This is a genomic window from Myroides pelagicus, assembly GCF_009711055.1.
GTDB classification, from domain to species: Bacteria; Bacteroidota; Bacteroidia; order Flavobacteriales; family Flavobacteriaceae; genus Flavobacterium; species Flavobacterium pelagicum.
The window spans coordinates 1-1,632 of sequence record NZ_WMJY01000082.1 but is presented as its reverse complement, the minus strand read 5'-3'; the positions used below and the strand labels follow the sequence as shown (position 1 = coordinate 1,632).

The following is a 1,632-nucleotide window of genomic DNA, read 5'->3' as shown; positions in this document are numbered from 1 at the left end:
TTAAATGCTGTTGCATTTATTTGTTGAATCTAAGATTCAAAAAAAATCACCCTTAAAAAAGTAGAGTTCTTATTTAATAGTCAAGCGCTAGGGGGTAAGTATCCTTAAAGATTGGATAGAGCCATTAAAAAGAAAGTATACCGTTACTTGCTGAGTAGTTGAATTTAAATTATAACAAATGAATTATAAATGAGTAAATAATTTAAAGAGTTACCCAATAAAGTAAAAATCATAGTTGATCAGAAGAAAGATAAACGTTTATTATAACCAAATAGCTAAGATTTGATTCGTATCTTATTTTTTATATTATAATATAAAAAATAACTATATTTGATGTAAATTTATATTATAATATAGTTTATGATAGAGTTTATTAGCATAAAAGATACTCAGCAGTCGTTAGGAGAATGGTGCAGGTTATTGCGTAAAAGAGAAAAATTAACGCAGAAAGATTTAGCTACTGAATTAGATTTGTCTCCTATAACCATTTCTAAACTAGAGAATGGTGATAATGCAACGCTTGAAACTGTTTTGAAAATTTTACAATATTTTGATGAATTGAATAGTTTTAATCAGTTTATACATAACAAAATAAACAACTTAAACGATAATCAATCTTTGTATTAATATGGCTAAAAATCAAATCATATCCGTTTTGTATAAAGACACCGAAATTGGTAAAATTGGCTATGATGCTGATCAAAGAAAATCCTTTTTTCAGTATCAGCCTGATTTTTTGAATTCTAACCAATACAAAAAATTGTTTCCTTATATTATTAGACGCACGTCTAATGTACAAGTGTTTTCTGAGTTTGAAGGTGATACTTTTAGAGGACTTCCTCCTATGATTGCAGATTCCTTGCCTGATGTTTTTGGAAACTTAATCTTTAAACAATGGTTAGAATTTACTCATAAAGAAGCAGTAAATATTACGCCACTAGAGCAATTAACTTATGTAGGAAAGCGAGGTATGGGCGCTTTGGAGTTTGTACCTTCGAAATCTTTTACTTCTACTACACAAATTAATATCGATGAAATCACAGAGGTGGTGAAAAAAGTATTAGATGTAAAAAGCTCTATACAAGAAAAAGGATTGAGTGATTTAGCATTGCGTAATATTTTTAAAATTGGCACATCGGCTGGTGGAGCTCGTCCTAAGATTTTAATTTCTGAACATAAAGAGTCAGGAGCTATTATCGCTGGTGATCTAGAAAGCACAAATCAATACAATCATTACCTTATAAAATTAGCTATTGATGAAGGACTGGGTTATTCTAAAGAAAAAGTAGAATTTGTCTATTATCAGTTGGCTACTTCAATAGGAATAGAAATGATGCCTTCGAAATTGATTGATGATAAACATTTTGCAACCTTGCGTTTTGATAGGCAAAATGGACAAAAGCAACATGTTTTAACTGCTTCTGGAATGGCTGGTTGGGATTTTAGAAAGCCAGAAAACTCAAATTATGACAATCTTTTTAAACTGTCTATAGGTTTAAAAGTGCCTCATAAAGATATTCAGCAACTATTTAAAAGAATGGTGTTTAATTTGGTATTGGCTAATATTGATGATCATTTGAAAAATTTCAGCTTTATTGGATATTCCACCCAATACTGCACCACTTATTCCGG

2 protein-coding genes are annotated in these 1,632 nt (G+C 30.0%); both read left to right on the top strand.

Going from position 1 to position 1,632, the window contains the following annotated elements; all coding sequences use genetic code 11:
• Positions 1-360: 360 nt before the first annotated feature.
• Positions 361-627 carry a helix-turn-helix domain-containing protein gene (locus GJV77_RS14635; protein WP_155037067.1) on the top strand — a complete coding sequence of 89 codons (267 nt, stop codon included), beginning with the start codon at positions 361-363 and terminating at the stop codon, positions 625-627.
• A 1-nt stretch (position 628) separates the two neighbouring features.
• Positions 629-1,632, top strand: a 1,004-nt coding sequence (locus GJV77_RS14630) for a type II toxin-antitoxin system HipA family toxin (RefSeq protein WP_155037066.1), incomplete at its 3' end; no start/stop codon positions are given.

Coding starts and splice junctions, on each gene's coding strand:
- GJV77_RS14635 (WP_155037067.1), top strand. CDS start 361: ATGATAGAGTTTATTAGCATAAAAGATACTCAGCAGTCGTTAGGAGAA.